This window comes from Bullifex sp. (genome assembly GCF_034103065.1).
Lineage (GTDB): Bacteria > Spirochaetota > Spirochaetia > Sphaerochaetales > Sphaerochaetaceae > Bullifex.
This window is the reverse complement of the sequence record NZ_JAXEGN010000165.1, coordinates 1-5,019: the sequence shown is the minus strand read 5'-3', so window position 1 is coordinate 5,019 and position 5,019 is coordinate 1. Positions and strand designations below refer to the sequence as shown.

The following is a 5,019-nucleotide window of genomic DNA, read 5'->3' as shown; positions in this document are numbered from 1 at the left end:
ACCTTTCTTATTAGAAAGGAGGTGATCCAGCCGCACCTTCCGGTACGGCTACCTTGTTACGACTTCACCCCCCTCACCAGACGTACCTTCGGAACCGTCCTCCTTGCGGTTAGACTAGCGACTTCGGGTACCTCCGACTCGGATGGTGTGACGGGCGGTGTGTACAAGGCCCGGGAACGTATTCACCGCGCCATGCTGATGCGCGATTACTAGCGATTCCAACTTCATGCAGTCGAGTTGCAGACTGCAATCCGTACTGAGACCGGCTTTTTGCGATTTGCTCTGCCTCGCAGCTTCGCTGCGCTTTGTACCGGCCATTGTAGCACGTGTGTTGCCCAGGACATAAGGGCCATGATGACTTGACGTCGTCCCCACCTTCCTCCGATTTGTCACCGGCAGTCCCATCTGAGTCCTCAGCTTTACCTGTTAGTAACAGACAGCAGGGGTTGCGCTCGTTGAAGAACTTAATCTCACACTTCACAGCACGAGCTGACGACAGCCATGCAGCACCTGTATACCAGCTGCAAGCAGCTAGCACATCTCTGCACTATCCTAGTATATGTCAAGCCCTGGTAAGGTTTCTCGCGTATCATCGAATTAAACCACATGCTCCACCGCTTGTGCGGGCCCCCGTCAATTCCTTTGAGTTTCACCCTTGCGAGCATACTCCCCAGGCGGTACATTTAATGCGTTTGCTTCGGTACCGACATTGCTGCCGCCACCTAATGTACATCGTTTACTGTGCGGACTACCAGGGTATCTAAACCTGTTTGCTCCCCGCACCTTCGCACCTCAGCGTCAGTACATGGCCAGATATTTGCCTTCGCCATCGGTGTTCTTCCAGATATCTACAGATTTCACCCCTACACCTGGAATTCCAATATCCCCTCCTGTACTCAAGCTCAGCAGTTTCCAACGCCAGACAGGGTTGAGCCCTGAATTTTTACATCAGACTTGCCAAGCCGCCTGCGTGCCCTTTACGCCCAATAATTCCGAACAACGCTCGCCCCCTACGTGTTACCGCGGCTGCTGGCACGTAGTTAGCCGGGGCTTATTCTGGAATTCACGTCATCACTCGGCCATTCCCTGCCAAGCTTATTCTTCCTTCCAAAAAGAACTTTACAACCTTACGGCCTTCATCGTTCACGCGGCGTCGCTCCATCAGACTTTCGTCCATTGTGGAAGATTCTTAGCTGCTGCCTCCCGTAGGAGTCTGGGCCGTGTCTCAGTCCCAATGTGGCCGTCCACCCTCTCAGGCCGGCTACCCATCGTCGCCTTGGTGGGCCTTTACCCCGCCAACTAGCTAATGGGCCGCGGACTCATCTTCCAGCGCTCCCGCAGGAGCTTTCCTACTCTTAACCTCCGTCAAGTGTATCTCATTCGGTATTATCACATGTTTCCATGTGCTATCCCAAACTGGAAGGCAGATTATCCACGTGTTACTCACCCGTCCGCCGCTCTAGGGTCCCGAAGGACCTTACCGCTCGACTTGCATGCTTAAAACGCGCCGCCAGCGTTCGTTCTGAGCCAGGATCAAACTCTCCGTTATCAAAATCTCGGGAACAAGTTCCCGATTATTCTTTCTTACTTCAGTTTATCCTGTCATACTCGCACGAACCGGCTTTTTATTTCTTTTTCCGTTCGTCTTTCTTCGAATTGACAGAAGCTTTACGCTTCTAGTTATGTTTCCTCTAACAAATTTCTTCATTTGGAAACTTCTTATCTTCTCTTCCCTTCGCTTATATATCTGTCAAAAAACTTTTTTTATTTTTCATCAAGCTTTCGCTCGATTGCTTGACTAAGGTATCAAATTTACCGCCTTATTGTCAACAATATTTTTTAAAAATTTTAAATATTTTTTTCAATTTTTTTTATTCTCTTATACCAAAAGAAAATAATCGGAGCATAAAATTAAAAATATTTATTTTCCCCATTTTCTAAGTGGATTTATCCTTATTTTAGATTATTTAATGCCTCTGCAAAACCAAGTCCACCATAGTTTGATGCAATATACTTTGGCATATGAGTAAACTTATCTTTATTATCTAATACACTCTTCATTCCAACAGATAGAGGAATTAAATTAAACATCTCTTCATCATTTAAAGCATCTCCAAGGTACATACTTTCCTTTTTCAATGTTTCTTTATCTATTCCACAAAGATCCATAAAAGTAATAATCCCTTTACTTTTTGAATAAGAACCAAACCAAATATTTAAATGAATAGATGATTTAGCATAGTTTGCACCCATTAAAGAAGCCATTTGCTCGATATCAGAAAGCTCTTTATCGCTAACCTTTTTTAAATCAACAGCAATATCATATAGTCTTGCATATTGGTCACTCGAGAGTCTTTCTTCTCCAATCATTCTTAAAAGCTTATCTCTTTTCTCAAGATCTTCTTTTGTAATTACTGGATTTTGCTGGTAACAAATTTGGTCATTTTCATCTTTATAAATCATCACAGCACCACTTTCTGCGATAACCATGAAAATTGGCCACTGTCTAAGATAAACTTCACACCACCCTGCAGAACCACCAGAGAGTAAAATAATTCTATAACCTTTATTGGAAGCTTCATACATTGCCTCTAAAGCTTGAGGCAATAGTTTTCCGTTTGCGGTGACAGTATCATCAACATCGGAAATTATTAATGAAATATTTTCATCTTTTAAAGCAGAAAGGCCCACCACTGGTGAGCCTTTAGTTTCTTGGTTAATCATCTTGTCATTCCTGAAAGAGCTTTGCTATCTAAAATGGCTTTTACATATGTTAAGAAGCTTAACAATGATGCAGCAGCTGCAAGATAGAAGAAGATATCTAATACAATTTTGTAAATTCCAACCCAGGAACCTGCAAAGAAGTGTGATGCAACCAAGAATACAATTGAGAGAATTGAAGTAACTGCATATAAGAAAGTTTTACTCTTTCCCCAAATGTTAGCTGCAACAGCTTTTCCCTTACCCATCATAAGCATTCTTAAAAATAGGATTGAAAACTCTCTCCACATAATAATTATCAAAGCTAAACCTGGCATGATTCCACTTCCATAGAAACATACAAAGAATGTTAAATGTGAAAGTGTATCAGCAAATGGATCCATTACTTTGCCAAGATCTGTTACAAGCTTGTACTTTCTTGCAATCTTTCCATCTAAAAAATCTGAAAGCTCTGCTGTTACATAACAAATGAGCATCAATATTATAGAAATAGTTCTTGTAGCTTCTCCAAACCAAGTAGGAAGAGAGAATGCAATAAAGAATACAGGAACCATAACAAGTCTTAAAACAGTTAGTTTATTAGGCAGATTCATAAATTGTATATCCTTGTGTATTTTTCTATAAGGTAGACCTTGAACGCATCGGCGTCAAGTGATTTTCCACTAACCCTCTCAACAAGCTGGCTTGGAGTATAAATTCCACCATATTTCCAAATGTTCTCATTTTGCCACTTTGTAATTTCGCACCAAGAACCACTTTTCAATATAGCATTAAGGTTATCCTCGCCTCCAAAGTCTTCGATCATCTTCTTTCTAAAGGTAGCACTATATAGGTTTCCAAGAGAATATGTTGGGAAATATCCAAAAAGCCCACCAGCCCAATGAACATCCTGTAATATTCCTTCACTATCATTCTTTACCTCATAACGAATGATTTGTTTTGAGAGCTCATTCCATTTCTGTGGTAACTCATTAATATTATATTCTCCATTAAATAAAAGCTTTTCCATCTCATAGCGAAGAATAATATGAAGGTTATAGGTAACTTCATCAGCATTTACTCTAATTGCAGATGGATTTACTTTATTAATAGCCTTATAAAAGTCTTCAAGTGAAACATCTCTTAAATGAGGAATACATTCTTGTAAGGAAGGATACATAGACTGCCAATAGGCATAACTTCTTCCCATCATATTTTCCCAAAACCTTGACTGTGATTCATGAATTCCCATTGATACTCCTTGTCCAATAGAAGTTCCCCTAATTGCAGGGTTTAAAGAAGCATGAGAATCATAGAGGGCATGTCCAGTTTCATGAACAATTGAAGAAATCGGGTCAAATAGTGATGGGTCTGTATATCTTGTTGTAATTCTTACATCATCAGGCCCAATTGAGGTAGTAAATGGATGAGCAGATAAAGCTACATAACCTCTTAGATAGTCAAAGCCCATCTTTTTATTTAACTCAAGAGAAAAGCTATGAAGTGCTTTTTCATCATATGGTTTAAATAAAAATTCATCATTTACTTTAGCTGATTTTATTTTATCCATTAACTCATGGGTTGACCTTTTTAAGTCATCAAAGAGAGGATCTAACATCTCTTGGTTTAATCCTTCCTCATAAAGGTCTAACAGAGCATCATAAGAATTCTTTTCAGGTGCAATGATTTTAGCTTTTTTCTTTGCTAGCTCAATTAAAGCAGATAAATATGGAGCAAATGCAGCAAAATCATCATTTTGTCTTGCTTTTACCCATGCTTGATGAGACTTTCCTAATAACTCACCCTCTTGTTTTACTAAACTAACTGGAAGATTTGCTTCTCCTTGGAAAAATCGATTATAGTATCTAACTAATGCTTTATCCTCCAAGCTCAAAGAGTCATCACCACTAAGTACTTCAACTGCATTTCTTAAGCTTTCTTTTGTAGCTTCCTCTTGGATAATTGAACTAATTAAGCCCATTTGCTCTGAACGATAATCATTAGCTTTTTCAGGCAAAATAGTTTCTTGGTCCCAGCTTAATAGAGCTTCAATACCCTTAAGTTGCATTATTTTCTTATCTTGTGTTTTTAGGAGTTCTAATTCAGCAGTCATTACTTCTCCAAAAAGTCATCTCTCTGAGGTGTGAAGATATCAATTAATTCACCCTCTTCTAAGCATACACAACCATGAACAACTTCAGGTTGCTTATAGAGAGTATCACCAGCTCTTACAACTTTTGTAACTCCATCTACTGTAAACTCAAATGCACCACTTTTAATAAATGTACACTGTGTATGAGGGTGGTGATGTAAAGCACC

4 protein-coding genes and 1 rRNA gene are annotated in these 5,019 nt (G+C 40.0%); all 5 read right to left on the bottom strand.

Going from position 1 to position 5,019, the window contains the following annotated elements; all coding sequences use genetic code 11:
* Positions 1-14 precede the first annotated feature (14 nt).
* Positions 15-1,549: ribosomal RNA gene (locus SOY52_RS06560) — 16S ribosomal RNA — on the bottom strand.
* Positions 1,550-1,953: 404 nt separating this feature from the next.
* Positions 1,954-2,724, bottom strand: coding sequence for an HAD-IIB family hydrolase (locus SOY52_RS06555; protein ID WP_320848165.1), 771 nt, complete (start codon positions 2,722-2,724; stop codon positions 1,954-1,956).
* Positions 2,721-3,314 (bottom strand): CDP-diacylglycerol--glycerol-3-phosphate 3-phosphatidyltransferase, encoded by a 594-nt coding sequence (gene pgsA / locus SOY52_RS06550; RefSeq protein WP_320848164.1) that lies wholly within the window; start codon positions 3,312-3,314, stop codon positions 2,721-2,723. The genes SOY52_RS06555 and pgsA overlap by 4 nt, the downstream gene beginning before the upstream one ends.
* Complete coding sequence (locus tag SOY52_RS06545; RefSeq protein ID WP_320848163.1) at positions 3,311-4,813, bottom strand: carboxypeptidase M32; 1,503 nt, start codon at positions 4,811-4,813, stop codon at positions 3,311-3,313. Before SOY52_RS06545 ends, pgsA begins: the two co-directional genes overlap by 4 nt.
* Positions 4,813-5,019, bottom strand: a 207-nt coding sequence (locus SOY52_RS06540; RefSeq protein WP_320848162.1) for a cupin domain-containing protein, incomplete at its 5' end; no start/stop codon positions are given. The genes SOY52_RS06540 and SOY52_RS06545, both read right to left, overlap by 1 nt.

What these genes read in the sequence shown, in the direction of transcription:
- SOY52_RS06555 (WP_320848165.1), bottom strand. Translation starts at nt 2,724, where the DNA reads ATGATTAACCAAGAAACTAAAGGCTCACCAGTGGTGGGCCTTTCTGCT.
- pgsA (WP_320848164.1), bottom strand. Translation starts at nt 3,314, where the DNA reads ATGAATCTGCCTAATAAACTAACTGTTTTAAGACTTGTTATGGTTCCT.
- SOY52_RS06545 (WP_320848163.1), bottom strand. Translation starts at nt 4,813, where the DNA reads ATGACTGCTGAATTAGAACTCCTAAAAACACAAGATAAGAAAATAATG.